The 25012-nt window shown below is 61.6% G+C and carries 28 protein-coding genes and 1 tRNA gene; 8 read left to right on the forward strand and 21 right to left on the reverse strand.

Translation table 11 applies throughout. The features are described from left to right. Window positions 1–21 precede the first annotated feature (21 nt). The 3 genes from LJD17_RS15190 to rph are packed head-to-tail and all read right to left on the reverse strand — an operon-like array spanning window position 22 to window position 2441. Window positions 22–666, reverse strand: coding sequence for a non-canonical purine NTP pyrophosphatase (locus LJD17_RS15190; RefSeq protein ID WP_227385025.1), 645 nt, complete (start codon window positions 664–666; stop codon window positions 22–24). A gap of 2 nt (window positions 667–668) precedes the next feature. After that, on the reverse strand, window positions 669–1664 hold the full coding sequence (locus tag LJD17_RS15195; RefSeq protein WP_227385026.1) for a dienelactone hydrolase family protein: 996 nt from the start codon (window positions 1662–1664) through the stop codon (window positions 669–671). A gap of 60 nt (window positions 1665–1724) precedes the next feature. Next, window positions 1725–2441, reverse strand: coding sequence for a ribonuclease PH (gene rph, locus LJD17_RS15200; protein WP_227385027.1), 717 nt, complete (start codon window positions 2439–2441; stop codon window positions 1725–1727). A 177-nt stretch (window positions 2442–2618) separates the two neighbouring features. Here rph and hrcA point away from each other — a divergent pair, with 177 nt between their 5' ends. Continuing rightward, complete coding sequence (gene hrcA, locus LJD17_RS15205; protein ID WP_227385028.1) at window positions 2619–3710, forward strand: heat-inducible transcriptional repressor HrcA; 1092 nt, start codon at window positions 2619–2621, stop codon at window positions 3708–3710. Between the two features lie 32 nt (window positions 3711–3742). Here hrcA and LJD17_RS15210 read toward each other — a convergent pair whose 3' ends face one another. Further along, on the reverse strand, window positions 3743–4279 hold the full coding sequence (locus LJD17_RS15210) for a Dps family protein (protein WP_227385029.1): 537 nt from the start codon (window positions 4277–4279) through the stop codon (window positions 3743–3745). 619 nt (window positions 4280–4898) lie between these two features. On the opposite strand from LJD17_RS15210, the gene lepA reads away from it, so the two are divergent. Then, complete coding sequence (gene lepA / locus LJD17_RS15215) at window positions 4899–6704, forward strand: translation elongation factor 4 (protein ID WP_227385030.1); 1806 nt, start codon at window positions 4899–4901, stop codon at window positions 6702–6704. Between the two features lie 89 nt (window positions 6705–6793). After that, entirely contained in the window at window positions 6794–7744 is a 951-nt protein-coding gene (locus LJD17_RS15220; protein ID WP_227385031.1) for a homocysteine S-methyltransferase family protein, read from the forward strand. Between the two features lie 9 nt (window positions 7745–7753). On the opposite strand, the gene LJD17_RS15225 is transcribed toward LJD17_RS15220, so the two are convergent. Both LJD17_RS15225 and LJD17_RS15230 read right to left on the reverse strand, forming a co-directional pair. Beyond that, window positions 7754–8026, reverse strand: coding sequence for a DUF6894 family protein (locus tag LJD17_RS15225; RefSeq protein ID WP_227385032.1), 273 nt, complete (start codon window positions 8024–8026; stop codon window positions 7754–7756). Between the two features lie 40 nt (window positions 8027–8066). Then, complete coding sequence (locus LJD17_RS15230) at window positions 8067–8231, reverse strand: hypothetical protein (protein ID WP_227385033.1); 165 nt, start codon at window positions 8229–8231, stop codon at window positions 8067–8069. A 353-nt stretch (window positions 8232–8584) separates the two neighbouring features. On the opposite strand from LJD17_RS15230, the gene LJD17_RS15235 reads away from it, so the two are divergent. Beyond that, the gene (locus LJD17_RS15235; RefSeq protein WP_227385034.1) at window positions 8585–9823 is read left to right on the forward strand and encodes an MFS transporter; all 1239 of its coding nucleotides are present in this window, start codon (window positions 8585–8587) and stop codon (window positions 9821–9823) included. 5 nt (window positions 9824–9828) lie between these two features. Here LJD17_RS15235 and LJD17_RS15240 read toward each other — a convergent pair whose 3' ends face one another. The 3 genes from LJD17_RS15240 to LJD17_RS15250 all read right to left on the reverse strand — a co-directional run bounded on the left by LJD17_RS15240 (window position 9829) and on the right by LJD17_RS15250 (window position 11820). After that, the gene (locus LJD17_RS15240) at window positions 9829–10611 is read right to left on the reverse strand and encodes an SDR family oxidoreductase (protein ID WP_227385035.1); all 783 of its coding nucleotides are present in this window, start codon (window positions 10609–10611) and stop codon (window positions 9829–9831) included. Between the two features lie 52 nt (window positions 10612–10663). Continuing rightward, a complete protein-coding gene (gene arsC, locus LJD17_RS15245; protein WP_227385036.1) occupies window positions 10664–11092 on the reverse strand; it encodes an arsenate reductase (glutaredoxin) in 429 nt (142 codons plus the stop codon). Window positions 11093–11169: 77 nt separating this feature from the next. Beyond that, on the reverse strand, window positions 11170–11820 hold the full coding sequence (locus tag LJD17_RS15250) for a hypothetical protein (protein WP_227385037.1): 651 nt from the start codon (window positions 11818–11820) through the stop codon (window positions 11170–11172). A 159-nt stretch (window positions 11821–11979) separates the two neighbouring features. On the opposite strand from LJD17_RS15250, the gene LJD17_RS15255 reads away from it, so the two are divergent. Then, window positions 11980–12816 (forward strand): lytic murein transglycosylase, encoded by an 837-nt coding sequence (locus LJD17_RS15255; protein WP_406600818.1) that lies wholly within the window; start codon window positions 11980–11982, stop codon window positions 12814–12816. A gap of 48 nt (window positions 12817–12864) precedes the next feature. On the opposite strand, the gene LJD17_RS15260 is transcribed toward LJD17_RS15255, so the two are convergent. From LJD17_RS15260 to LJD17_RS15305, 10 genes are all read right to left on the reverse strand, one after another. Beyond that, on the reverse strand, window positions 12865–13953 hold the full coding sequence (locus LJD17_RS15260; RefSeq protein WP_227385038.1) for a TRAP transporter substrate-binding protein: 1089 nt from the start codon (window positions 13951–13953) through the stop codon (window positions 12865–12867). A gap of 198 nt (window positions 13954–14151) precedes the next feature. Continuing rightward, window positions 14152–14325 carry a DUF1328 domain-containing protein gene (locus LJD17_RS15265; protein WP_227385039.1) on the reverse strand — a complete coding sequence of 58 codons (174 nt, stop codon included), beginning with the start codon at window positions 14323–14325 and terminating at the stop codon, window positions 14152–14154. Window positions 14326–14424: 99 nt separating this feature from the next. Further along, entirely contained in the window at window positions 14425–14781 is a 357-nt protein-coding gene (locus LJD17_RS15270; protein ID WP_227385040.1) for a response regulator, read from the reverse strand. Then, window positions 14778–16295, reverse strand: coding sequence for an RAD55 family ATPase (locus tag LJD17_RS24260; protein ID WP_227385041.1), 1518 nt, complete (start codon window positions 16293–16295; stop codon window positions 14778–14780). The genes LJD17_RS15270 and LJD17_RS24260 overlap by 4 nt, the downstream gene beginning before the upstream one ends. A 22-nt stretch (window positions 16296–16317) precedes the next feature. Then, a complete protein-coding gene (locus LJD17_RS15280; protein ID WP_227385042.1) occupies window positions 16318–17109 on the reverse strand; it encodes a sensor histidine kinase in 792 nt (263 codons plus the stop codon). 120 nt (window positions 17110–17229) lie between these two features. Continuing rightward, window positions 17230–18321: an ATP-dependent DNA helicase gene (locus tag LJD17_RS15285; protein WP_227385043.1), complete on the reverse strand. Its 1092-nt coding sequence runs from the start codon at window positions 18319–18321 to the stop codon at window positions 17230–17232. Further along, the gene (locus LJD17_RS15290) at window positions 18318–19184 is read right to left on the reverse strand and encodes a DMT family transporter (RefSeq protein WP_227385044.1); all 867 of its coding nucleotides are present in this window, start codon (window positions 19182–19184) and stop codon (window positions 18318–18320) included. The genes LJD17_RS15285 and LJD17_RS15290 overlap by 4 nt, the downstream gene beginning before the upstream one ends. 111 nt (window positions 19185–19295) lie before the next feature. Further along, the gene (locus LJD17_RS15295) at window positions 19296–19454 is read right to left on the reverse strand and encodes a hypothetical protein (protein WP_227385045.1); all 159 of its coding nucleotides are present in this window, start codon (window positions 19452–19454) and stop codon (window positions 19296–19298) included. A 280-nt stretch (window positions 19455–19734) separates the two neighbouring features. Beyond that, window positions 19735–20661, reverse strand: a complete 927-nt coding sequence (locus tag LJD17_RS15300; RefSeq protein WP_227385046.1) for a hypothetical protein — start codon at window positions 20659–20661, stop codon at window positions 19735–19737. 206 nt (window positions 20662–20867) lie between these two features. Then, window positions 20868–21278: a PRC-barrel domain-containing protein gene (locus tag LJD17_RS15305; RefSeq protein WP_227385047.1), complete on the reverse strand. Its 411-nt coding sequence runs from the start codon at window positions 21276–21278 to the stop codon at window positions 20868–20870. Between the two features lie 194 nt (window positions 21279–21472). Here LJD17_RS15305 and LJD17_RS15310 point away from each other — a divergent pair, with 194 nt between their 5' ends. Beyond that, window positions 21473–22627: an SDR family oxidoreductase gene (locus tag LJD17_RS15310; protein WP_227385048.1), complete on the forward strand. Its 1155-nt coding sequence runs from the start codon at window positions 21473–21475 to the stop codon at window positions 22625–22627. 75 nt (window positions 22628–22702) lie between these two features. Continuing rightward, window positions 22703–23614 carry a penicillin-insensitive murein endopeptidase gene (gene mepA / locus LJD17_RS15315; protein WP_227385049.1) on the forward strand — a complete coding sequence of 304 codons (912 nt, stop codon included), beginning with the start codon at window positions 22703–22705 and terminating at the stop codon, window positions 23612–23614. A gap of 35 nt (window positions 23615–23649) precedes the next feature. On the opposite strand, the gene msrA is transcribed toward mepA, so the two are convergent. Then, window positions 23650–24309 carry a peptide-methionine (S)-S-oxide reductase MsrA gene (gene msrA / locus LJD17_RS15320; protein ID WP_227385050.1) on the reverse strand — a complete coding sequence of 220 codons (660 nt, stop codon included), beginning with the start codon at window positions 24307–24309 and terminating at the stop codon, window positions 23650–23652. 84 nt (window positions 24310–24393) lie between these two features. After that, complete coding sequence (locus LJD17_RS15325) at window positions 24394–24717, reverse strand: PetM family of cytochrome b6f complex subunit 7 (RefSeq protein WP_227385051.1); 324 nt, start codon at window positions 24715–24717, stop codon at window positions 24394–24396. A gap of 201 nt (window positions 24718–24918) precedes the next feature. Between LJD17_RS15325 and LJD17_RS15330 the strand changes: the two genes are divergently transcribed. Continuing rightward, window positions 24919–25008 (forward strand) — tRNA-Ser (locus tag LJD17_RS15330). The last annotated feature ends 4 nt before the right edge of the window (window positions 25009–25012 follow it).

Consider the following 25012-nt stretch of genomic DNA (forward strand, 5'->3'; position numbering starts at 1 on the left):
TCTCATAGGGCTCGGCCCTTATCAGGACCTGCCGAGACACCCCTGCGCCAGCATTACGAAGGCTCGGGCGCGGTGTGACAAAGCCTGAGGCTCAGGCATCGACCAATCGATGCCGTGCTTGCGCTCCGACGACAGCTCGCCGAACGTCTCGGAGAAACCCTCCGGTTGGAACAGCGGATCGTAGCCGAATCCCTGGCTTCCGCGAGGAGGCCAGACGACCTGCCCGAAAACGCGGCCTTCGAACAGCTCCTCGTGGCCGTCCGGCCAGGCGATGACCAGAGCAGACACGAAATGGGCCTTCCGGTTGCCCGTCGGGGTGACGCCCCTCTTCTGCAGCTCCCGTTCAACCCGCTGCATGGCGGCGGGAAAATCCTTGCTCGGACCGGCCCAGTCGGCCGTGAAGAGCCCCGGCGCCCCATCGAGCGCATCCACGCACAGACCGGAATCGTCCGACAGAGCCGGCAGGCCCGTCGCTTTCGCCGCCGCATGAGCCTTGATGGCGGCATTTTCCGCAAACATGTGCCCGGTCTCCGCCGGCACAGGCAGTCCGAGCTCACCGGCCGAGACGGCTTCCACGCCGAACGGAGCGAACAGCTCCTTCATCTCGCGCAGTTTGCCGGGGTTGTGAGTGGCGATGACGACCTTTCCGGTCAGCGGGCGGGGCATAGCTATTTCCGGTACGTTAAGTGCTGGGTGACGGATGTTCGAACCTGTTCGATCGCAGCAGCAAGCGCATCCGCATGTCCTCCATAGGACGCTCCACGCTTCATGCATTCTCTCAAATAGGGCTGAATTTCCGACGGCGGTATGAGGCTTCCGTCCACCCACCGGCGCGCGACCATTCTGGGGTCGAGCTCGATGTCGAGCCCGCAATCCCTGGCCGTCTGCGCTCGGGGAAGAAACCGGAGCGGCGTCGGAAGATCAAATCCGTGATGGGCACCAGGAAAGACATGGAAACCCACGGGCGACCCATGCTTCTCGAAGAACGCCGCATAGCGGCGGCAATGATCCGCAGGAGTGAAGTCGTCCTCCTGCCCCAGCAGGAAAACGATCGGGGCGCCGGTGGTGCGAGTTGAAAGGTACGGAACGGAGCAGGAGGAATAAAACGCGATATGGAGGGCGAACCGCAGATCGTCCTTGGCCACCGCCCGACGAAACGGTTCCAGCGCCGTGTAGAGGGCGAGCTGCCCGCCCTTCGAGAAGCCCATGATGCCGATCCTCTTCGGATCGACCTTGGGATGTGTCGCGAGCAGATTGAGGGCCGTCAGGGCATCCGCCACGCTGGCCGCCAGGGGCAGTCGGCTCTGGTCGTCGCCGGTCGCTGAAAATCCTCGCGGCGTAAAGCTGTCCACCACGAAAGTCGCGACACCCATCGCGTTCAACCGGTCGGCCCAAGCACCCTCGCGGCCGGGGAGAATTCCTCCGCTGCCATGCATGATCACCATCGCCGGAACCGGCCCGTCATGCGTGGCCGGGATCGCCAACTCGCCGACGATCGGCGCGGGAGCGCCCCCGCCGGCCATCAGTTCCGTCGGTCCCCTGGGGGTGAGCGACGGGAACGTGATGGACCCGACCTGTCCTCCGGACAGATCCGTCACGGCTTCCGCCGCCACGGCGGACGAGACAACAATCCCGACAATCAAGCTCAGAAACAAGCGGACCATGCGAGGCACCTGCCGTGAAAGGACATGCATTCCAGCCACGCCCTGGCCGGACTGAATTCCTTACAGGCCGACAGCCTTCTTCTGCAACTCGATCAGCTGCGCGACGCCAGACTTCGCAAGGCGCAGGAGACTGAGGAACTCGTCCTCCGAGAAAGGCTTCCCTTCCGCCGTCCCCTGAACCTCGACGAGACCACCGGATCCCGTGATCACGAAATTGGCATCGGTTTCCGCAGCGGAATCCTCGGCATAATCGAGGTCGAGAACCGGCGTTCCCTGATAGATCCCGCAGGAGATCGCCGCGACCGGTTCACGGAGCGGATTGATCGAGATGATCGAGCGGCCCTGCATCCACGCAAAGCACTCGTGAAGCGCGACCCAGGCCCCGGTGATGGAGGCCGTGCGCGTGCCTCCGTCCGCCTGGATCACGTCGCAATCGATCACGATCTGGCGCTCGCCGATGGCCGGCAGATTGACGACCGCGCGCAAGGAGCGGCCGATGAGCCGCTGAATCTCCTGGGTGCGTCCGGAAGGCTTGCCGGAATTCACTTCGCGGCGCGTCCGCTCGTGCGTCGCGCGAGGCAGCATGGCATACTCGGCCGTCACCCAGCCCTTTCCCGAGCCGCGCAGCCAGGGCGGACCTTTTTCCTCGAGCGAGGCGGTGCACAGCACCCGGGTATTGCCGAAGGACACGAGGCAGGACCCTTCCGCATATCGCGCGACGCCGCGCTCCAAGGTGACGGGACGCAGTTCATCGGGGGCACGCTGCGAAGGGCGCATATGGTCTCTCCTGAGGCTCCGGTGCTCATAAAGGCCTCTGTCCGGAACGGCAAGGTTCGTCCGCCGCTGCGCGGCGTTTGCCCCCAACGAGCCGTGCAAACCGCACTTGCGTTCGCCCCGTTCCATCGTCACATAATGCGGTTAGGCCAGGACGATCACCGGACCTCATGATTTTCGATGAACAGGCAGACTCCATCCGCTTCCATGAATGAAATCCGGGCAATAGCGGAATTGAACGACCGCTCGCGGGAAATTTTCCGCCGCATCGTCGAGAGCTACCTTGTCACCGGGGAGCCGGTCGGCTCGCGCAACCTGTCGCGCATCCTTCCCATGCCCCTGTCGCCCGCATCGATCCGGAACGTCATGTCGGACCTCGAAGCCGCGGGCCTGATTTTTGCACCTCACACGAGCGCCGGGCGCTTGCCCACGGAAACGGGCCTGCGGTTCTTCGTCGATGCCATGATGGAAATCGGGGATGTGAGCCAAGAGGAACGTGCCCGGATCGAGGCCCAGATGAGGGTCGCCGCGTCCGGCCACACCATGGAAACCGCGCTTGCGGAAGCCTCGGCCCTTCTGTCCGGCATGTCCCGGGGCGCGGGCGTCGTCGTGACGTCGAAGTCGAATGCGCGCCTCAAGCACATCGAATTCGTTCGTCTGGATCCCGCCCGAGCCCTCGTGGTCCTCGTCGGCGAGGACGGCTCGGTGGAAAACCGGCTCCTCAACCTGCCGGCGGGTCTTCCCGCGAGCGCTCTGGTCGAGGCCGGCAATTTCCTGAATGCCCGGATCCGAAGCAAGACGCTGTCCGATCTCAAGCAGGAAATCGCGGCCCGGCGCAGCGACATGGAACGCGAGCTCGATGTGCTCACGGCCAAGCTCGTCGAGGCCGGTCTTGCGACGACGGTGGGGGCCGCCGATTCCCGCCAGCTCATCGTCCGGGGACAGGCGAACCTCCTGGATGACCTGAAGGCGGCGGAAGACCTGGAACGTATTCGACTTCTGTTCGAGGACCTGGAGACGCAAACCGACGTGATCGACCTCCTGACCCGGGCCGAGGACGGTGAAGGGGTGCGGATTTACATCGGATCCGAGAACAAGCTGTTCTCGCTGTCCGGATCCTCCATGATCGCCGCGCCCTTCCGCGATGGCAGCCAGAAGATCGTCGGGGTGCTGGGCGTGATCGGCCCGACCCGGCTCAACTATGCCCGCATCGTCCCCATGGTCGATTACACGGCCAGGGTCATCTCGCGGCTTCTGGAGCGGGGACGCTAATTCCCGGCCGGCTCAGCACGCCGACCTTGAGCTTAATGTCCCGTCCGGTCGGCATCGCGGCTGGCCTCGAACAGGAACCAGGTGCGCCGCTCGGTTTCATCGATCCAGTTCTCGATGAGGCTCGCAGTCGCCACATCTTCGTACTTGTCGCAGATGTCGTGAGCCTCCCGCAGATTGGCGGCGAATGCCTTGTTGTCGTTCATCAGCTCACGCAGCATCTCGAGAGGGGGCACGAACTCGGCCTCGTTCTCCTGAACGCGCTGGAGCGACGCGATCTGCCGGATCGAGCGCAGGGTCGTGCCTCCGATCTTGCGTACGCGCTCGGCGATGTCGTCCGTCGTTGCGAAGATCTGCGCGGCCTGCTCGTCGAGGAGCAGATGATAATCGCGAAAATGCGGTCCGCTCACATGCCAATGGAAGTTCTTGGTCTTGATGTAGAGGGCGAATGTGTCCGCCAGCAGCGTATTGAGCGCTTTTGCGATGGCCGCCACGCCCTCCGGCTTCAGATCCGTTGGAGTATCGAGAGAACCGACCTTCTTACGCTGAGGCAGGGCGCGGACCTTGGCCATCGTTTGCACTCCGTGAGCGAGAATGGGAAGACGAAACGTCTTCCGTGGATGACAGCACTGGCACAACGTATGACGGGGCAAAGCGTTGCCGGTGCTTTTCACATGACCATAGCATGATCATTACGACAGAAGCTTGACGGTAGAGGATCTCGGACCTCGTTGCGGTTGCCGCCCATGGCCTTACCCACTCCTCTGCTTCCGGCCCCGTCCTGCGGCCCCGGAAGCTGACGGCCGCGCAGGTCTCCGCCGCGCTCTCCCTCCCCTGGTCGCCGACGGCGGAACCTCCCGGTTCCGATCCGGAATTTTCAGCCGATGGCCCGGCCCGCCGCTGTTGGTCGAGTTCATGGGAGGCTTGGAAATCGGCACACGGGAGGGCTGGGCGCCGGCACGGCCGTAACCCCGTGAAGCGGTGCCGGTCGAGAAAAGGATCCTTTTCGTCCCAGGCGGGAAGAGCTGGCTCAGCTCTTCCCGATGATGGGCCGCTCCAAGGATCCCCGGAGAGGCGAGGCCCTTTCCGGCCATCCCTGAGGCACGGCCGGGCCGACGCGTCACCGACTTCCCTTGGCTTTGAGGGGCCGCCCTGCTATGGGGCCACGACAGTTCTTATATTTGCAGTATTATGACCGCACGCACCTTCGACAATATCCGTAACTTCTCCATCGTTGCCCACATCGATCACGGGAAGTCGACGCTTGCCGACCGTCTGATCCAGACGACGGGCGCCCTTACCGCCCGGGAAATGACGGAGCAGGTGCTCGACAACATGGATATCGAGCGCGAGCGGGGGATTACCATCAAGGCGCAGACGGTGCGTCTGGAATACATGGCGCAGGACGGCAAGACCTATGTCCTGAACCTGATGGACACTCCCGGCCACGTGGACTTCGCCTACGAGGTATCCCGGTCGCTCGCCGCCTGTGAAGGCTCGCTCCTGGTGGTGGACGCCTCCCAGGGCGTGGAAGCCCAGACCCTGGCGAACGTTTATCAGGCCATCGACGCCAATCATGAAATCGTCACCGTCCTCAACAAGATCGATCTCCCGGCGGCGGATCCGGATCGCATCAAGGAGCAGATCGAGGAAGTGATCGGCATCGATGCCTCCGATGCCGTGCCGATCTCGGCCAAGACGGGTCTCAATATCGAGGGCGTGCTGGAAGCCATCGTCACCAAGCTCCCGCCTCCGAAGGGAGACGAAGGGGCTCCTTTGAAGGCCCTGCTCGTGGATTCCTGGTACGACGCTTATCTGGGCGTCGTGGTGCTCGTCCGCATCGTCGATGGCATGCTCAAGAAGGGCATGACGATCAAGATGATCGGGACCGGCGCCACCTATGGGGTCGACCGCATCGGCGTGTTCCGTCCCAAGATGCAGGATGTGGCCCAGCTCGGACCGGGCGAGGTCGGCTTCCTGACCGCGTCGATCAAGGAAGTGGCCGATACCCGCGTGGGCGACACGATCACGGAAGAGCGCAAGCCGACCGCCGAACCCCTGCCGGGCTTCAAGCCGGTTCAGCCTGTGGTGTTCTGCGGCCTTTTCCCGGTTGATGCCGCCGAGTTCGAGAACCTGCGCGCCGCCATGGGCAGACTGCGCCTGAACGATGCGAGTTTCTCCTTCGAGATGGAAACCTCGGCTGCGCTCGGGTTCGGTTTCCGCTGCGGCTTTCTGGGGTTGCTTCACCTCGAGATCATTCAGGAGCGTCTCGAACGCGAGTTCAATCTCGACCTCATTTCCACGGCGCCGAGCGTCGTTTATCGCCTGCTGATGTCCGACGGGACGATCAGGGAACTTCACAATCCGGCTGACATGCCGGACGTGATGAAGATCGATGCGATCGAAGAGCCCTGGATCCGCGCCACCATCCTGACGCCGGACGAATATCTCGGCTCCGTCCTGAAGCTTTGTCAGGACCGGCGCGGCGTTCAGATCGACCTGAACTACGTGGGCAAGCGCGCCATGGTCGTCTACGACCTGCCGCTCAACGAGGTGGTGTTCGATTTCTACGATCGCCTGAAGTCGATCTCGAAGGGCTATGCCTCCTTCGACTATCACATCTCCGATTACCGCGAGGGCGACCTCGTGAAGATGTCGCTTCTCGTCAACGCGGAGCCCGTGGACGCCCTCTCGATGCTGGTCCACCGCACCCGCGCAGAGAGCCGTGGCCGCGCGATGTGCGAAAAGCTGAAGGACCTCATCCCGCAGCACCTGTTCCAGATCCCGATTCAAGCCGCAATCGGCGGCAAGATCATCGCCCGCGAAACAATCCGTGCGCTGCGCAAGGACGTGACCGCCAAGTGCTATGGCGGCGATGCTTCTCGTAAGAGAAAGCTCCTCGACAAGCAAAAAGAGGGCAAGAAGCGGATGCGGCAGTTCGGCAAGGTCGAGATCCCTCAGGAAGCCTTTATCGCCGCCCTGAAGATGGACAGCTGATCACCAAGGGTCATTGACACGCGGGAGGACCGCATCGACCATACGGTTCCGGCTGGGGTGCGTCTTTCCCTTTTCGAAGGGAGGGCCCCATGTCGTCTCGCCCATCCTCCCTGCCGCAGCCGGACCTTGAAACGGTCTTCCTGACCGATGGCGGTCTCGAAACATCCCTTTTGTTCATCGAGGGGATCGATCTACCGTGTTTCGCGTCATTTCCGCTCCTTCGCCATGAGTCCGGTCGACAGGTTCTGAAGCGCTACTTCGAACCCTATCTCCAGACGGCCTCGCGGCATGGCGTCGGTTTCATTCTCGATACGGCCACGTGGCGGGCCAATCCGGATTGGGGCCGAAAACTCGGCTATACGTCCGAGGACCTTGCGCAGGTCAACCGCCAAGCCGTTGCCTTTGCAAGGGAGCTCGGCAGGAGCTTCGCTCTTGAAGGCCGATCCCTTCTCATCGACGGAGCCATCGGGCCGCGTGGCGACGGATACCGGGCGGATTATCGCATGAGCGCGGAGGAAGCGGAACGCTACCACACCGGCCAGATCGATGCTTTGCGTGACGCAGGTGCGGATATGGTCACCGCTTTCACGATCAACTATGCCGAAGAGGCGATCGGCATTGCCCGCGCCGCCGCCAAGGCCGCCATCCCGGTGGTGATCTCATTCACGGTCGAAACGGACGGGAAGCTCGCGTCCGGCGAGAGCCTGCAATCGGCCATCGAGCAAAGCGATCGGGAAACGGGCGGGATACCGGCCTACTACATGATCAATTGCGCTCACCCAACCCACATTGAAAGCATGCTCTCGGCGGGTGGAAGTTGGGTGCAGCGGATCAGAGGCCTGCGAGCGAATGCGTCCTCAAAAAGCCACGCCCAGCTCGATGAAGCGGAAGAACTCGACTCCGGCGATCCGACGGAACTCGCGCGTCAGTATCGCGATCTGCGGAACATGCTTCCGCGTCTGTCCGTCCTGGGCGGATGCTGCGGCACCGACCATCGCCATATCGAGGCGATCTGCGAGGCCTGTCTTCCGCAAGCGTAAGCAGCGCCACTATTGGATGATGTCGTAGAGACTGTCGTAACCGCCGAGATCGGATGCGTCGACGACGTCTCCGATCGACATCGACAGGAGAACCCTGCCCGAAGGATCGACGACATCAAGGGCCCAACCCTGCAGATCGACATCTGCGGCGTCCTGATGGAGAAATGTCTCGCGGATCGCATCGAGAGCCTCGCCATGAGCCTCAAGGAGGCTCGAGACCTCGACGCCGTCATGATCAGCCAAGTAGCTGTCACCATTCGACAGGTTGAAATAGCAACGCATTGAAGACCTCGATAAACGACAAAAGTGAAACAGTAAAAAATCAGGAACGCCTATCGGGGGGACGCACCCAAGCAATCATTCGGCTCATCGCATGCGTGATCGCCTTCTCTCGCCCCCGCATCATGAGCGTCAGCAGCAACATCTGCTCATTCAGGTGGATGCTCTCAAACTGCGAGGCATCCATTCTGTCGACGTCTGCGTCCATCGCCGTGTCTCCTTCGGCAGTTGGGTAGCGACGTGGAAAGAACCGCCAAGCCAAACTCGGCAATTCAGCGCGCGGATTAATCGATTTGACTATGGCGAGATCATGACTGCCCGGGCGAAATAGTCCTATCCTCTTTCGTCATCGCCATACTCCATAATTGTCGTTCCGAGAGTTTCCCGCAGCACCGGAACCCTCTCCAAGGCGATGAGTTCAATGTTCGAGGGAGCGCATCGATGCTCCCCTTCGGATCCCTTCGGCGGCTCAGGTCGCGAAGGTTTCAACGAAAATCCTCAAGCCCGGCCTTTGAAGGTCCAGCCATCACCGCAAACCGCCACCGTTCCTGAGGACGCTTCATGCCTACTTCCCTGCGCAACGTGCTGCCAACATTGTTCGCCCTCCTTCTTGGCTACGGGCTAATGCAGATGGGCAATACGCTCCAAGGCACCCTTTTGAGCGTTCGCGGCGGTATCGAAGGTTTCTCGCCGACCGCCATCGGTGCCGTGGGCGCCGCATTCTGGGCCGGAATCGTATTCGGGTCATTGTGGGCAGGCACCGTCATTGCAAGGGTCGGCCATACCCGGACGTTTGCGGCCCTGGCGGCCGTGGCCGCCTCCACGGCACTCCTGCATCTCCTGGTGGTTCATCCCATCGTGTGGATTGCCGCGCGGGCCCTGACGGGCTTCTGCTTTGCAGGGTTGTTCATGGTCGTGGAAAGCTGGCTCAACGGTTCCGCGACCGGCCAGACGCGCGGCCAAATCCTCAGCCTCTACGGAATGACGGGCCTGATCGCCGGGATCGGCGGGCAGCTCCTCCTGCCGACGGGAAATCCGGCGGGCTTCCGGCTTTTCTGCATCGTCTCCATGATCATCTCCCTCGCCCTCGTGCCCATTGCCCTTTCACGGGCGACGGCACCGCTCCACGCGTCGGGCGAGGCCAAGATCAATCTGCCAAAACTGTATGTTCAATCTCCCTTCGGGATCGTGGCGGCCTTCCTGTGCGGCGTGACAAGCGCATCGTTCTTCTCCCTCGGCCCGCTGTTTGCCCATGAGGCCGGTCTCGATACGACAGGGATTGCGATCTTCATGGCCTGCGGCACCCTCGGAGGCTTCGCCATGACATGGCCTCTGGGCTGGGTGTCCGATCGCATGGATCGACGCTTCGTCATTATCGCAGCGGCCGGAACCGCTGCCGCAATCCTTCTGGCCCTCCTGACCTTCGTCCCCGAGAGTCCGGAGGCCTGGGTGCTGTATCTCTGCGTGGCGATTTTCGGCGGAAGCGTCATTCCGACCTACAGCATCGTGACGGCTCACGTGAACGACATGGTGGAACCCGGTGAGTTCGTGGCTGCGTCCGGAGGCCTCCTGATCGTGCTCGGAGCAGGTTCGTCGGCAGGTCCCGTCCTGTCCGGCATGGCGATGTCCGTGTTCGGCCCACGGGGCCTTGCCTATGCAACCATCGTCGCGCAGGTGATCATGGCCGCCTGGGGCGTCTATCGGATCAGGCAGCGGGCGGCTCCGCAGGACAACCAAAAAGAAGCTTTCGTTCCCGAGCCCACGATCCCGGTGGGCACGGAACTGGTGCCGAACACCTAGGTGCCTCAGACCAGGAGAGACTGACCCCCGTCGATCCAAACCGGCGTTCCGGTGACGTGCCGGGCGCGCTCCGAGACGAGAAAGAGAACCAGGTCCGCGACTTCGTCGCTGGTCCCGGCCTCACCGCCTGTCAGAGGAATGTCGCCGTCGGGATACTCGGCGGGAACCTGCGCTTCTTGTGTGTTGCGATGATGGGTATTGTCGGGGATGCGCGTGTCGATCTTGCCGGGACAGATGGCATTCACACGGATCCGGTGCTTGGCGAGTTCCAGCGCCAGCATCTGCGCCATGGCGACCTGGGCGGCCTTTGTCGCGGAGTAAGCTGTGGCGCCGGCACTGGTGAAGGTCCGCGTGCCATTGATGGAAGCGGTGATGAGAATGGAACCGCCACCGGCCTTTTTCAGATGCGGCACCGCGTAATGAAGGGTCAGATAGGTCCCGCGGAGGTTGGTCGCGATCGTCTGGTCCCATTCCTGGGGCTTCAGATCGTCGATAGGAGCCCAAACGCCATTGATGCCTGCGTTGGCGAAGACGATATCGAGGCGGCCATAGGCTCCGGTCAAGGCGTCGACAGCGTTGCGCATCGCCTGTTCGTCGGCGACGTCGGCCACCAACGCCATAGCCTTTCCACCGTGTCTCTCGATCTCCTCGACAGTCTGGCGGACCTCGCTTTCCGTATGACTCAACGCACCGACCGCAGCTCCCTCCCGAGCAAGTCGCAGGGCCGCTGCCTTGCCGATCCCCGAGCCTGCTCCGGTAATCAACGCAACCTTTCCTTCGAGCTCCATATGCCTTCTCCGGGTTTGCAATCGGCCAGAAGCGTTTTGCGGAATCCCTTGCTTACGCGACTCCCGCGCGCCGGCCCGCGGCATCGATCACGATCTCGCCGTCTTCCTTGCGGAACTCGCCTTGCTGACTGTCGGGCAGGATCTCGAGAACCGCTTCCGAAGGTCGACACAATCTGACGCCAAGCGGCGTCACGACGATCGGCCTGTTGATCAGCACAGGGTGCGCCACCATGGCATCGAGCAGATCGTCCTCGGAGATCGACGGATCGTTGAGGCCGAGCTCGTGAAAGACAGGTTCCTTCTCACGAATGAGATCACGGGCGGATATTTCCATTCGCCGCATGAGCTGCCGGAGGAGAAGCCGCGTGGGCGGCGTTTTCAGATACTCGACGATGTGCGGCTCGATACCACCGTTTCGAATAAGACCGATGGTGTTTCGCGAGGTTCCGCAGGCGGGGTTATGATAGACGATCACGTCCATGGGCAGCATCTCTGGTGGCGGAGAGGAAGAGCGGTGGCGGAAGCAAACAGGCTTATGACGCTCGGGGCGAATGCCTCTTATGGCACCGGGCGCGTGTCATGCCGCGCGCAGGCGCTTGCGGAGTCAAGTCTCAAGCTTGAAAGGATCTCGGCCACTGTGGCCTCGTAGGTGGAACGGGTTCCGATCTCCGAGAAGGAGAGTTCGAGCAGCCATTCGTCAGATAGCGCGACAATCACCGTATCGAGAGTGATTTGCCCCGATGCCGCGGGCAAGTTCACGTCGGACCAGGTGGCCGTCCAGCGTTTGATCCCGGGTGTCAAAGTCGCGAGGGTCGCCGACTGGGCAGGCCGGCCGAAGACTTCCTCGTGATCCCGCTGAAGAAGCGCCGCATCGCGGCTGGCGAGATCGACCTGCGGCAGATCCTTGACCTCTCCGGCCGGGCGAAAGACCAATTCCACTTCGCCCCCATGGGAAGCCTCCACGACGGCGCGCAACCCGCCTCCCGCCGCGAGGCGCCATTCATCGGGAAAGGATAGCATCACACAGAGATTGTCGCCGATACGGCCAGTGACCCGAGTCTGTTCCGCCTTGAGATCAAAGCGCACCGCAATGGGACCTGGCGCCTTGTCGAGACTCAGGGCCGCATGTCCGGGGGTCGTCGCCAGCATCAGGATGCCGGCGGACAGAAGGCTTTTCAATGGAGCCATCGAACCCATTGTGATCCGCATCAAAAGCTCCACAAACGAAGGGCTTCATCACACAAACGCCGAGCTGAGCCTTTGGTTGCCGCAGATGTCCCCAGATGTCCCCTTGAGTTGCTCCGTTCCGGCCCTAGGTCGCCAAGCAACTCAATGAGTGCGAAACTTGGCGAAAGTAGGAGAAACCAGATGTCCGCCCTGATGCGCCTGTCGATCCTCGCAGTGAGCCTCACGATGGCCGGGGAGGCTTTCGCAGCCACCTGCCGCGACCCGGCGGGTTTTGAAAAATGGCTCGGTGATGTTCGTCAGGAAGCAATCCAACGGGGAATCTCCGCCAACGCCGTGGATACGAGTCTGGCCGGCGTGACCTTTGATCCGAACGTCATCAGGAAGGACCGCGGCCAGGGGGTCTTCAAACAGAGCTTCGAGCAGTTCGCCGGCCGTATGGTCTCTTCCTACCGGCTCAAGACGGGCAGCGCGCTGCTGCGCAAGCATGCCGGTACGCTTGCCAGAATCGAACAGCAGTTCGGCGTTCCGGGCCCTGTCCTTGTGGCGATCTGGGGCCTTGAAAGCGACTTCGGAGCCGTGAAAGGAAACATGGCGACCATCCGTTCCGTCGCCACGCTCGCTTACGATTGCAGGCGCACGGAGATGTTCCAGTCCCACCTGTTCGACGCCCTGCGCATCGTGGAGCGTGGCGATCTCAGCCCAGGGGAAATGCGCGGCGCATGGGCCGGCGAATTGGGACAAACCCAGTTCATGCCCTCATCCTATGTGAAATACGCCATCGACTTTGACGGCGATGGGCGGGCCGATCTCCTCCACAGCCCGGCGGACGTGCTGGCATCAACCGCCAACTACCTCAAGGGCCACGGCTGGGTGCGCGGAGCGGACTGGTCGCCCGGCTCGCCCAATTTCGAAGCCCTGAAGCAGTGGAACAAGTCCCAGGTCTATTCGCAGACTGTGGCCTATTTCGCATCGAAGCTCGCCGGACGGGACACGTCGGCCGACAATATCGGCCAGTAAGAGACCGGGAAGGGACAGGCGCCGCGATGCGCCTGTCCCCTCGTTCGTTCAGCCCCGGGCGCGGGCGCGGATCATGAAGGTGTCGTAGGCGTATTCCGCCACCTGGAACCAGAGATATTCCTCGCCCCGGAAAGCCTTGTAGCTGTCATACAGCTTCTTGAAGCTGGGGTTGGAGGCGGACAGCTCATCATAGATCTCGTTGGCGGCCTTGTAGGCCGCTTCCATGATTTCCGCGGAGAACGGGCGCAATTGTGCGCCTGCGCCGATCAGGCTGCGAAGCGCGGCGGGATTGCGGGCATCGTATTTCGCCTGCGTATCCACATTGGCATAGCCTGCCGCGGCCTGCACGGCGGCCTGATAGGATTTCGGCAGGGCGTTCCACTTCTCGAGATTGATGAAGAAGTGGATGGCCGGTCCGCCCTCCCAGAAACCCGGATAGTAATAGTAAGGCGCGACCTTGTTGAGCCCGAGCTTTTCGTCATCGTAGGGCGCAACCCACTCGGCCGCATCGATCGTCCCACGCTCCAGGGACGGATAGAGATCTCCGCCTGCAATTTGCTGCGGGACGACGCCCAGCTTGCCCATGATCTGCCCGGCGAGCCCGGCAATGCGCATCTTGAGGCCGCTCAGGTCCTGGACGGTCTTGATCTCCTTTCGGAACCAGCCGCCCATCTGGGCACCCGTGTTGCCTGCAGGCAGGGCGAAGAGATTGTACTTCGCGTAGAACTCGTTCAGCAGCTTGTTGCCGTCGCCATGGTAGAGCCAGGCATTAGTCTGGCGTGAATTCAGACCAAAGGGAAGGTTCGTGCCGATCGCGAATGTCGGATCCTTGCCGATGTAATAATAGGAGCAGCTATGAGCCATCTCGACCGTGCCGTTGCCGACCGCATCGGCCGCCTGCGGCGTGCCGACGATCTCACCGGCCGCGAAGGTCTGGATCTGGAACTTTCCGTCGGTCGCCTCCGAAACATATTTCGACAAAAGCTCGCCACCGCCGAACAGGGTATCAAGGGATTTCGGAAAGCCTGACGTCAAACGCCAACGGATCTCGGGAGCCGACTGGGCGATGGCCGGCATGGCGACTGACCCGGCAGCAGCTCCAACCGTGGCGGCTTGGAGGAAAGTACGACGCTTCATGATAAACCCTTTCACACTATGCGTTTCGAACCAGCGGCCGGACATATTGTTTCAAAAACATGTCGGAAAACGTACCGGTTCGATTTGGGGCCTGTCATAACGACCTTGGCGAAAGGATGCATGCCCCCGTGAAGCAGGGACTTCATGCGCTGAGCGCATGCGGGCGTTGATGAAGGGTCTGATGAAGGAACGGCGGGCTCAGAAGAGGAGTTCGCCGGCGCTCCACGCCAACAGCAGCAGGATGATGAAAACAGCCAGAAAGAGGCCAAAAAGGAGCTTTGAAATTGTTTTCGCGCCGGATGCGACGCCCGTGAAGCCCAAGGCGCCTGCCACAAGGGAGATCACGAGAAAGATCAGGGCCCATTTGAGCATTGCCGACACCCTCCGGAAAATGGTCGCTCCGCAGACATAAAGTCCGCAGGTCCTTCAGGTTCCCTCCCCGTCAACACGGAGAGAATCTTGCGTAAAGTTTTACCCGAGGACCTTCTCCACGGCGTCGAGCACGGCCGCGATCCGGAAGGGCTTGCGCAGGAAGGCCTGATACCCGGAGCAACGCTGCGCCACGGTCTCCTCGGGCAGGGAACTCATGAAGATGACAGGGATGCCCGCCGTTCCGGGATTTGCCTTGAGAGCCGCGAAGGTCGAAGGCCCATCCAGGATCGGCATCATGAAATCAAGCATGATGAGATCGGCCGGCCATTCCGCCAATCGTTCGAGCCCCTGCTTGCCGTTGTTGGCGACGATCACCCGGAACCCTTCGTCTCCGAGAAGCGCGTCCAGAACTTCGGCAATCGCCCACTCATCATCAACAACAAGGATCGTCTTCACGTGCCGGCTCCCGAAGGTTTGTCGGAAGCGAAGGGAGCCGTCGCCAGCGATGCGGCTGTGTTTCCACCGTTGCGGATCAACTCGTTCAGGATGCGGCTGGCACGGACGGCATCCCGATCGATCTCGATCCCATGGGCTTTGATGTCATAGTACCTGAACTCGGGGCGAATGGCGTTGTCACGCGCCTTGAGCGTCACGATCAGACGATGAATGTCCGCTCCGAGGGCGGCGTAGCGCATGACGATGATGTTCTCGGCGATCGGCGAAAGACCGAGGATCGGCAAGCCGGTCAAAGGCTGACCGGGCACGATCCCGTTGAAATCGAGCTCGAAAGTTCCGACCATGACGGCGCCGAGCGCCCGGAACTCATTGGCAAGAGCCGTCAAGGCCGGCCCGATGCGGCTCTGATCTCCCGTCATCTGAACGAAGTCGTTGATACCATCGATGAAGACCCGCTTGACGCCGCGCGAGCGAACCCGTTCCAGGAGCCGAAGACAGATCTCGTCGAAGACACCCTCCGTGGAAGGCTGCCACAGAATGTCCACCTGCCCATTGTCGTACAAGGGCGCGACCGGCAGGTTCAGGGACTGCGCCTTGAAGCGGATGGAGGAGGGATCCTCGTCGAAGCTCAAATAAAGGCCGGGTTCGTTCTGCGCGCCGAGGAAATGGTGGCCGATGGTGCTCTTGCCCGAGCCTGCCGCCCCCATGACCAAGGTCGAGGAATGCCTGTGCAGCCCGCCTCCGAGCATGTCGTCCAGCATCGGGACTCCGGTCGACAACTTCGGACCATCCGCGGCGGTCGGCAGGCTGGGTGTCGCCAAAAGAGCTTCGATCCGAGGCTGGACGCTGATGCCCTGATCGGTGACCTGAAATGAATGAACGCCTCGGAGAAAACCTCCGCCGCGCATCTTGTGGACGAGCAGGTCGCGTTCTGCGCGACGGTCGCGGAGCCGGCTTCGCAGCTCGATGAGACCATCGACCATCGTATGCTCGGCCGACGCAAAGCCTTGATCGGCTGCGGCGCTCGTCAACAGAATCATCGTGCAATCCGCAAGGTCGGCTTGGATCTGGAGTTCGTGAATGAACTTCTTGAACTCGCGAGGTGTCCCGGCGGTTTCCTCTGCGGATACGAGGCCATCGAGAATCAGAAGATTGATCTGTCTCGCCCGGATCTCCCGCCGCAGGGCATCCGTCAGTCCCTTCAACCCTTCTGTTTCCAGAATTCGGAAAGCGCTGAGGTATGAGACGCCATCGGGAATTGCCGCTTCGTTGAAGAACCCCAGTGACCCGATATGCGCCAGCATGCGTCCATGCGTCTCGGCGAGAAGCGTGACGTAGAGGGCGCGACCGCCCCTCGCCGCATAGTTGAAACAGAGCTGGTTCCCCAGGATCGTCTTACCGGCCCCCGGAGTTCCTTGAATGATGTAGATGCCTCCACGGAGGACGCCTCCTTCGAGGATCGTGTCCAGACCCTCGATCCCCGTTGCCAGCTTCTCGATGCGCCGATCACTCACCGGGAGCCCCTCTTGCTGCTGATCATGGTTTTTCCATTCTGTTATGCGGCAGGCGAAGTGTCATTGTCGTCCCCTTGCCGGGGGAACTCTGAACCTGAATATCCGCTCCCATCGCTTCGACCAATTGCCCGACGACCCATAAGCCGACTCCAAACCCTCCGAAGGCCTCTTCCCGTCCGACGGCACGCTCGAAACGACCGAAGATCCGGGACTGATCCGCGACGGAAATCCCGATACCGCGGTCGCGCACCTCAAGGACCGCGCCCTGCGGCTCGGACCGAAGGATCAGGTCGATGGGCTGTCCCTGACCATACTTCACGGCATTCGACAGGAGATTGTCGAGAATCTGTTCCATTGCCAAGGGATCGGTGCGAACCACAAGGCTCTCGGGCACCTCAAGGGAAATGGACGAACCAACGTACTGGGCTGCAGGCAGAGACGTTTCCACGACAAGGCGCACGAGACCGGCCAGATCGAAGGTTTGGATTTCCAGGGTGCGCCTGCCCGTCGTCATCCGGGAGACTTCGAGCAAAGCAGTCGCGCGCCGGACATAATGCTCGACCAACGTCTCCAAACGGCCAAGGCTCCGGGCAAGATCGTCCTTCGACGCGTCAGACGTCTCGACCAAGCGTCGCAATCTCTGCACATGGGCCAAAATCGGCGTCATCGGATTGCGCAGCTCGTGAGCGGCCACCGCCAGGAAGGCATCTCGAGCCTCGATGGCTTCTCGGAGATCTTGAACCTCACGCTCAAGAGCCTTGGCGACCACGTCCGCCCGGCCGTTCAACACAGCGTCTTCTGGATCTTCCTTCAACAAGGTCTCTCCGCCGGTGCTCCTATCTGATGTGAGCGCCGGACATACCGATACGGTGCGGAGCGGCAGAGATCAACGGCAGTTGGCGCAATCAGGAGACTTCGACCTCTGATGATGCCGTCACATGACCACGGTCGCCTTCTCGGCGGCTCGGGTCAGGCCCGTATAGAGCCAGCGGCTGCGGTGCTCGCGAAACGCGTAGGACTCGTCAAAGAGGACGAGATCATCCCATTGCGAGCCCTGCGCCTTGTGGACCGTAAGAGCATAGCCATAGGTGAACTCGTCGGACTCGCGCCGCAGAGCGAACGGGACGTCTTCTTCGCCACCCTCGAAAAATGCCTTGTGAACGGAAACATCGACGGCCTTCCGGCGGCCGTCGTCGTCGGGGAGGATATCCATCCGAACGAAATCATTACGGATGCCACGGAGAGCCTGGATGCTCCATGTGCCGCCGTTGAGAAGCCCTTTGGTCTTGTCGTTCCGCAGGCACACCAGCTTTTCGCCGGCGGCGGGCATGGGGTCGCGATAGCCGTTCAGCTCCCGCAGACGGGTATTATAAAGACGTCGCGTCTTATTGAGACCGACGAGCACCTGATCGGCCTCCATGACCCGCGCGGCGTCAATCTCCCGGCGGCGGATGACGCGGCTCTCTCCATAGGTTCCAGGTTCCAGACGTCCCCCTTCGCGGACCTGCATGGACATGTGGACGATGGGATTGTCCTTGGCTTGGCGATGCACTTCGGTCAGCATCACGTCGGGCTCCGCCTCGGTGAAGAAGCCGCCGCCTTTGACCGGCGGCAACTGAGCAGGATCGCCCAGCACCAGGACCGGCTGGCCGAAGGACAGAAGATCCCGTCCCAGTTCCTCGTCGACCATCGAGCATTCATCGATGACGATGAGATCCGCCTTGGCCGCCTGACTCTGGCGGTTCAGGACGAATTGCGGACCGCCCTCGTCGGACTCCCGCGAGCGGTAGATCATGGAATGGATGGTCGAGGCATCGCGGCAGCCTTTGGAGCGCAGCACAAGCGCAGCCTTGCCCGTGTAGGCGCCGAATGCCACCTCGCCATCAACCCCCTCCGCAATATGCCGTGCCAAGGTCGTCTTGCCTGTTCCGGCATAGCCGAAAAGGCGGAACACCGGGCGATCGCCGCGCCGGAGCCATTCCGCGACGGCCTTCAAGGCCGCGTCTTGTTGGGGAGACCAACTCATGATGATTTCGCCTCGCGGCGCAGTGAGTAAACGATTCCGGTGATAATGCAGGCGCTGCCGAGAAACACGTAAGGGTCGAGGACCTCACCGTAAAGCCTCCATCCGACGAACGCGATCAGCGGGATGCGCAGGAAATCGAGCGGCACCACCATGGTGGCATCGCCGTGCCGGTAGGCGTTCGTCAGACAAAAGTGAGAGAGCAATCCGCCGGCGCAGATCCCGATGAGCGGCAGCGTCTGAGACAGGTCCAGACGCTCCCAGAAGCCCCAGCTTGCGCCGATCAGGTTCATGGGGAGCTGCATGAGATTCATGAAAAAGATGATGGAGAAGGTGCTGTCGGTTGCCGTAAGCCGCTTCGTCATGATCGCCACCAGCGCGAAGCCGAAAGCGACGGCCAGGACCATGAGGCTCGCGGGCTGTACCGTCGCCGCGCCTGGTCGAAGGATGACGAGCACCCCCACGAAGCCGAGCAGAACCGCCGCGAGACGCCCTCGCGTCACACGCTCCTTGAGGAGCGGCACGGCCAGAATAGCCACCCAGGCGGGACTGGTGAATTCAAGGGCGAAAACGGTTGCCAGCGGCAGAATCGTAAGGCTGAAACCCCAGGCTGCGGTGCTGGCGAAATGCAGCACATTGCGCGCCAGATGCGCGCCCAACTGATGAGAGACGAGGCCGGGGCGGAGCTTGGGCTGAAATGCGGCAAGCCCGAGGAGGAAGAGAACCGCGGTCCCGTTTCGAATTGTCAGGATCTCGAAAACGGAGAGCGTCCGTGAAAGCGCGCGCACGGCCACAGCTGTCGCCGAGAAGGAAAGAAGTGCGCCGGTCATCCAGAGGACAACGGCGAGAATGCTGCGGTGGGACACGGGACAAGAACCAGGAGGACACGGGGTATAAGGTCCCTGGATTAACGTCTGCGCCGCCCGTCGTGAAGGCTCTTTTGCATGATCGAACTGCGGCACATACTGCATATCGCGCTACCGGATCCGGTCCATCGGCACCCTTCGGGAGCAGCCCATGGCGGCGGCAATTGTCCATCCCGTCAGGCCCGTCGCCTTCGTGATGTCGACGCAGCGATATGCCCGCGCCTCGGCATGCTCATGCAGGCTCGCACGAGGATGAAATCGGAGCTGCATCCGCGTGATCGATCCCCACGCCGTGGTGATTCACCGCCGCAACGACCGATCAATTGGTCTCCGAGCGCTTTCAAAGGTGCGATGGCGCGAAAATTTTCGACATGATGCAGCAGGCACCTCCAGAGCCGTCGCGCATCACGTTGCTTGCGCTTTACACACCTGTACATATGGGGAGGCCAGGGCTTTGAAGCTGCGCACCGCCCATGAATGACTTTGCGATTAAACCATTGTTATGGCTCGTTAAATTCAATTCTTAAATTCGACGCGAGCACGCTCGTCATCATGTTGGGATGAGACTCGCGGCTAGTATTGCGGCGGTCGTTTCGCGCTCTGTACGCAAGCTTGAAAGCAGCACTTCGCGAAAAGTATCCACAGAAAATGTGCTGGTTTTACTTTCTACACTTTCCGTTAATCGGAACCCCCTTGGTATAACGACGTTGCCTTCGAAGCGTGACGGTTGCACGCGAAGGCCCTTGAAGGAGGCGGCTATGCCGACAGACGACAAGTCCAACCCGCTGACGATGCTGTTCACGGGTGACTCTGGTGCGACCAGCACCAAATCGAAGAAGAGCAGCGCTCGCCGCAGCTCTTCCAGCAAGAAGAGCGGAACGTCCGGTGCCAAGAAGAGCGGCACCTCGACGGCTCGCAAGTCCGCCGCGAAATCGGCAGGTACCTCGTCCCGCAAGAGCGGTTCGAAGACTGCTTCGCGGAGCACGGCTTCCAAAGCCGGTACGAAGTCCGGCGCTAAGTCGGCCACCAAGTCCGGCACCAAGTCCGGTACCAAGTCGGCCGCAAAGTCGACGAAGTCCGCCGCGAAGACGACCTCGCGCAGCTCTGCCAAGAAGTCGGCGTCCAAGACGACGAGCCGTAGCACGGCCTCGCGGTCCGGCGCCAAGAAGACGGCTGCGAAGTCCTCGACATCACGTTCGACGGCACGGAAGGCTCCCGCCAAATCGGCGGCGAAGTCCACTTCGCGCAGCACGGCCAAGAGGCCGGCATCCAAGAGCACCACTTCGGCCCGTTCGAGCGCATCCCGCTCCAGCGCCGCGCGCGGTGGCTCAAAGACCTCGGCTCGTTCGGCCGCAAAGAAGACCTCGGCTCGCGGCGCTGCAAAGACGGCGTCCAAGAGCACGTCAAAGAGCTCGGCTTCGAAGTCCCGCAGCTCTGGCAAGTCGCCCGCACGGGCCGCTGCCGCGACCAGCCGCACCTCTTCGACGAAGAGGTCGGGAGCCGTGGGATCGAAGCGCTCTTCGAGCTCCCGTAGCCGTTCGACGAAGTCGAAGCGCTAAGGCTTAACCTGCTCTGTGTGTCGGATGGAGGAACCCTCCCCTACCCGGCGCACCGGCAAAAAATCGCCCGGCGAAAGCCGGGCGATTGTCGTTTCAGGCAGCTCCTCAAAGCTGCGGGCGCCGGTCAGCGACCGGTGCTCAACGGATCGCTGTCGCCCCAATAGGGGGTGGCATTGTAGTAGCGGTGAACATGCTCCTCCCATTCGCGGTCGTAGGAGGCGTCATGGCCTTCGGCCGTGCGCCGGGGCGCCCCGCGAAGCTGATCTTCCGTGAGGTTCAACTCGTAGGCATCAAGCTCGGTATTATACTTCAGGACGCCCCACGGGAGAGTGTAGTACTCCTCGCCGAGGCCCATGAAGCCACCGAAGCTCATCACCGCATAGCCCACCTTCCCGGAGCGCTTGTCGATCATAACGCGTTCGATGGTCCCGATCTTTTCGCCGTCACTCCGGCGAACGGGCGTACCTTCGACTTTGTCGCTGGCGATCAGGCTGTGGGTTTCCCTGATATCGCCGGTCTGTGCCGTTGTCTCCATTGTCTTCTCCCTTCGTGGATCGATGCCATGGCAACGCTCTGGTGAAAAAGGCGGTTCCGGTTGGCATCCCAAGCTCTGCCGGGATTTCCAGGTCTGTACGGCACGCCATCTGTGCCGGATATCTCCCGGGAACCCCCCTTTGCCGGTCACGTTGACCCGTTTTTGCAGATCCGAAGGGAAATCAGGAGCTGGAGATGAAGTTTCACCAGAAGCCGGTTGAGGATCAGATTGTCGTGATCACCGGCGCATCGAGCGGCATTGGTCTCGCAACGGCCCGACTTTTCGCCGAACGCGGCGTGCGGGGCCTTGTGCTGGTCGCCCGCAACCAGGAGGCTCTGCAAGAGGTTGCAAGGGAGCTGAACAGCAGGGGCACCCGCGCCATTGCCGTAGCAGCGGATGTCAGCAAGCGCGAGGACCTGGAGCGGGTTGCCCAAACGACGCTGGATACGTTCGGGAGCTTTGACACCTGGGTGAACGACGCCGCCGTCGCTCTTTACGGAACGCTCGACCGGATCCCCCTTCAGGACCAGCGCCAGCTTTTCGAGATCAACTATTGGGGCCTCGTCAACGGCTCCCTCATCGCCGCTGATCGGATGCGCAAGCACGGCGGCACCATCATCAATCTGGGGAGCGTCCTTTCGGAACGCACCATGATGCTCCAGACCCAGTACTCCGCTTCGAAACACGCGGTGAAAGGCTTTACCGACGGCCTTCGCATGGAGCTTGAGAGCGAAGGCGCCCCTGTGTGGGTCACGCTTATCAAGCCGTCCTCGATCGACACTCCTTATGTGGAACACGCGCGAAACTATCTCGATGCGGAAACGGCCGTGCCTCCCCCGGCCTACGATCCCAACCTCGTCGCCAAGGCGATTGTTTTCGCAGCGGAGAACCCACGCAGGGAGCTGACCATCGGCTTCGGCGGCTGGGTGATCGGAGCGATGGGCAAGGTTGCTCCGCGGATGGTCGACCGTGCCATGGAATGGACAGGTTACTCCGCGCAGACGACCAGCCATCGCGAACGGCCTCAGATGAGGGACAATCTTTACCGCGCGCGCGAGGATGGAGATGTCTACTCATCCCTTCCGCAGGAGCCTCGCAAGACATCCTTACTTCTCGAGGCTCAACTTCATCCCGTTACCACTGCGGCCGTCCTGGCCGGTGTTGGGGCTGCCATTGCGGCTCTTTTCATCCCTCGGCCCTCGCGCCCGAGCAAGGCACGTCGTCGGCCGACAACCCCCTATCGTTCCATGGGCAGGCGCATGGGCAATGGTCACGACAAGCGCGTGATGGGTCCGGGCCACTTCACGCAGCGTCATCCAGAGACAGCCCCTCCGCAACCGCGTCACTGAACGAGAGGGCGGGTCAACCGATCCGCCCTCTCTCATCCCGTTTCTTCGATCGTGCAGTCACGCTAGCTTCAGGGCATGAGCCTGATTCGAATCATCGCCTTCAGCGCCGCCTGTCTTTTACCGGCGGCGGCCCTCGCGCAGGACAAGGGGACATTGGACCCGACGCCCCTGCCCCCTTTGTCGCGTCCTGACGATCCGGCGACCGCCGCGAAGGAATTGTTTGGACGCAAGGACAAGCCGGCTGCCCTCCCGGCCCAATCCTATGGCGGCTATGCCCGCGGCTGTCTGGCAGGAGGGTCGGCAATCCCGATCGACGGAGAAACGTGGCAGGTCATGCGCCTGTCGCGCAATCGCAACTGGGGCCATCCTCAGTTGATTGCTTTTCTCCAGCAGCTTTCGGCGAAGGTCCCGCAGGTGAACGGTTGGACCGGTCTCCTCGTGGGAGATATCTCCCAGCCCCGGGGCGGCCCGATGATCACCGGGCATGCGTCCCATCAGATCGGCCTGGATGCGGACATCTGGCTGACACCCATGCCGTCACGGCGCTTGTCCCGCATGGAGCGGGAGGAAATGTCCGCCACGAATGTGGTGCGCCCCGACAGGCTCGATATCGACCCGAAAATCTGGACGACGCAGCATACGGCGCTTCTCCGGGCAGCTGCGATGGAGCGGAACGTCGCTCGCATCTTCGTCAATCCAGCCATCAAGAAAGCGCTGTGCCGCGAAGCCGGCGACGATCGCGCGTGGCTGCGCAAGATCAGACCCATGTTCGGGCACAACTACCACTTCCACATTCGTCTCGCGTGTCCGGACGGCTCTTCCGGTTGCGCGGATCAGGATCCGCCCCCCCAAGGAGACGGCTGCGGAGCGGAACTGGCGCAGTGGTTCACGCCGGAAATGCTTCATCCCAAGCCCGGGAAGCCGCGCCCGCCCTTGACGCTGGCGCAGCTCCCAGGGGAATGCCGCCGGGTTCTCAATGCCCCTTAAGGAATTTGCTTTTCAACCGCCGAGGAAATGCCGCGCTACTGCGCCGCAACCCCGGTTCCGATCTGGCACGTCACGCCCGTACCGCCGAGACCACAATAACCGTTGGGATTCTTAGCCAAGTACTGCTGGTGATAATCCTCGGCGAAGTAAAACGGCCCGGCTTCGACAATCTCGGTGGTGGCAGGGCCGTAGCCCTGGCCGGCGAGAGCCTTGGAGTAAGCGTCGCGTGATTCCTCTGCCGCGCGGCGCTGTGCGTCATCGAACACATAGATTCCGGACCGGTACTGGGTCCCCACATCGTTGCCCTGGCGCATGCCTTGCGTGGGGTCATGGCTTTCCCAGAAGGTCTTGAGAAGAGCCTCGTAGGAAATCTTCTTCGGATCGAAAACCACCAACACCGCCTCGTTATGCCCGGTCAAGCCTGAACAAACCTCCTCGTAGGTCGGATGAGGCGTGATGCCGGCCGTATATCCAACGGCCGTAACCCATACACCGTCGCCCAGCTGCCAGAACTTTCGTTCGGCACCCCAGAAACAGCCAAGGCCGAACAAAGCCCTCTCGAAGCCGTCGGGATAAGGCGGCACGAGGCGGCGTCCGTTGACGAAATGGGTCTCGGCCGTCGGCAACGGCGAGGCTCGGCCAGGCAGAGCTTCGGAGGGTGTGGGGAGTTCAATGCGCTTGCGGAAACCGAACATGGCTGGCCTTTCGTTTTCCCCTATATGGTGTCGGCCCTCGCGATCTTGGAGATCCCGCCTGTCACCATCGCGTGAGGGAATCCGCTAACGACCGGCCAGATATCCAATCGGTTCGATCGACCTCTGGCCGATCCATAGGAGAAAGGCACCGACGAAAAATGCCGTGATCGATGCGGGGAGCTGAAGAGCGTGGACAAAAAGAGTGTCCCAGAGCCATGGGGAGAAGCGTGCCGCCACGCTTGTCTGAAGGTTGGAAATACCGCCCGGCACAAACGTCCCAACGAGACTCCCAATCGACGTAAACGATATTACATTATTGACAATCGAACGGGTTCCGTCGATCACAAGACCGACGAAGCCTGCAGCAACAAGCAACAGACCGGACATACGCGCTAAAAACTTCAACAAAGGTCCTCTCCGAACGAGGGGGTTATTTTAGGGCCAATTCGCAAGAAGGCAAAGTGCCGCCGGCATCAATCTGCAACTTCGATCTTGCCTTTTGCATCTATTTAGAGCTACACGACCCCCACCTGCCGATGGCAGAGCCTATTGCCCGCTGCACCTCAAGGGATGCGGAGACTGAGCAATCAGTCCATCGGGCAGTGACGTGGAGGGGTGGCCGAGTGGTTGAAGGCGCACGCCTGGAAAGTGTGTATACGGGGAACCGTATCGCGGGTTCGAATCCCGCTCCCTCCGCCATTTT

The organism is Microvirga rosea (genome assembly GCF_020595095.1).
Classification (GTDB): Bacteria; Pseudomonadota; Alphaproteobacteria; order Rhizobiales; family Beijerinckiaceae; genus Microvirga; species Microvirga rosea.

Coding starts and splice junctions, on each gene's coding strand:
- LJD17_RS15190 (WP_227385025.1), bottom strand. CDS start 666: ATGCCCCGCCCGCTGACCGGAAAGGTCGTCATCGCCACTCACAACCCC.
- LJD17_RS15195 (WP_227385026.1), bottom strand. CDS start 1,664: ATGGTCCGCTTGTTTCTGAGCTTGATTGTCGGGATTGTTGTCTCGTCC.
- rph (WP_227385027.1), bottom strand. CDS start 2,441: ATGCGCCCTTCGCAGCGTGCCCCCGATGAACTGCGTCCCGTCACCTTG.
- hrcA (WP_227385028.1), top strand. CDS start 2,619: ATGAACAGGCAGACTCCATCCGCTTCCATGAATGAAATCCGGGCAATA.
- LJD17_RS15210 (WP_227385029.1), bottom strand. CDS start 4,279: ATGGCCAAGGTCCGCGCCCTGCCTCAGCGTAAGAAGGTCGGTTCTCTC.
- lepA (WP_227385030.1), top strand. CDS start 4,899: ATGACCGCACGCACCTTCGACAATATCCGTAACTTCTCCATCGTTGCC.
- LJD17_RS15220 (WP_227385031.1), top strand. CDS start 6,794: ATGTCGTCTCGCCCATCCTCCCTGCCGCAGCCGGACCTTGAAACGGTC.
- LJD17_RS15225 (WP_227385032.1), bottom strand. CDS start 8,026: ATGCGTTGCTATTTCAACCTGTCGAATGGTGACAGCTACTTGGCTGAT.
- LJD17_RS15230 (WP_227385033.1), bottom strand. CDS start 8,231: ATGGACGCAGACGTCGACAGAATGGATGCCTCGCAGTTTGAGAGCATC.
- LJD17_RS15235 (WP_227385034.1), top strand. CDS start 8,585: ATGCCTACTTCCCTGCGCAACGTGCTGCCAACATTGTTCGCCCTCCTT.
- LJD17_RS15240 (WP_227385035.1), bottom strand. CDS start 10,611: ATGGAGCTCGAAGGAAAGGTTGCGTTGATTACCGGAGCAGGCTCGGGG.
- arsC (WP_227385036.1), bottom strand. CDS start 11,092: ATGGACGTGATCGTCTATCATAACCCCGCCTGCGGAACCTCGCGAAAC.
- LJD17_RS15250 (WP_227385037.1), bottom strand. CDS start 11,820: ATGCGGATCACAATGGGTTCGATGGCTCCATTGAAAAGCCTTCTGTCC.
- LJD17_RS15255 (WP_406600818.1), top strand. CDS start 11,980: ATGTCCGCCCTGATGCGCCTGTCGATCCTCGCAGTGAGCCTCACGATG.
- LJD17_RS15260 (WP_227385038.1), bottom strand. CDS start 13,953: ATGAAGCGTCGTACTTTCCTCCAAGCCGCCACGGTTGGAGCTGCTGCC.
- LJD17_RS15265 (WP_227385039.1), bottom strand. CDS start 14,325: ATGCTCAAATGGGCCCTGATCTTTCTCGTGATCTCCCTTGTGGCAGGC.
- LJD17_RS15285 (WP_227385043.1), bottom strand. CDS start 18,321: ATGAGTTGGTCTCCCCAACAAGACGCGGCCTTGAAGGCCGTCGCGGAA.
- LJD17_RS15295 (WP_227385045.1), bottom strand. CDS start 19,454: ATGCAGCTCCGATTTCATCCTCGTGCGAGCCTGCATGAGCATGCCGAG.
- LJD17_RS15305 (WP_227385047.1), bottom strand. CDS start 21,278: ATGGAGACAACGGCACAGACCGGCGATATCAGGGAAACCCACAGCCTG.
- LJD17_RS15310 (WP_227385048.1), top strand. CDS start 21,473: ATGAAGTTTCACCAGAAGCCGGTTGAGGATCAGATTGTCGTGATCACC.
- mepA (WP_227385049.1), top strand. CDS start 22,703: ATGAGCCTGATTCGAATCATCGCCTTCAGCGCCGCCTGTCTTTTACCG.
- msrA (WP_227385050.1), bottom strand. CDS start 24,309: ATGTTCGGTTTCCGCAAGCGCATTGAACTCCCCACACCCTCCGAAGCT.